Annotated in this window: 1 protein-coding gene; it reads right to left on the bottom strand. The window is 53.9% G+C overall.

Going from position 1 to position 293, the window contains the following annotated elements:
- A partial coding sequence (locus tag J9889_RS19550; protein WP_210557781.1) for a transposase occupies positions 1-293 on the bottom strand: 293 nt, incomplete at both ends.

Here is a 293-nt window from a genome sequence, read left to right as displayed (position 1 = left end):
GGCGATATGTGAGTGCAGCCGCTGGATCTTGGCTTTTTGTTTCTTCCAGTTGCTGCTGAACTTTACCTTTTTGCTCAACTGGCGTTGGAGCCTTGCCAGCTTGGTCTGATTGGTTTTGAAGCTGTTGACGGGCTCAAACACCGTGCAGTCTGACAGGGTTGCGAGCTTGGCGATCCCCGCATCTAGCCCGACCATTGAGCCGGAGGGGTGAATTGGCTCAAGCGTCTCCTGCTCGACCTGAAAGGAGATATACCAGTGCCCGGCTGCTTGGCTGACGGTCGCGTTTTTAATTT

Source organism: Aeromonas sp. PrichA-15, assembly GCF_017939245.1.
Taxonomy (GTDB): Bacteria; Pseudomonadota; Gammaproteobacteria; order Enterobacterales; family Aeromonadaceae; genus Aeromonas; species Aeromonas caviae.
This window is presented reverse-complemented; position numbering and strand designations above follow the sequence as displayed.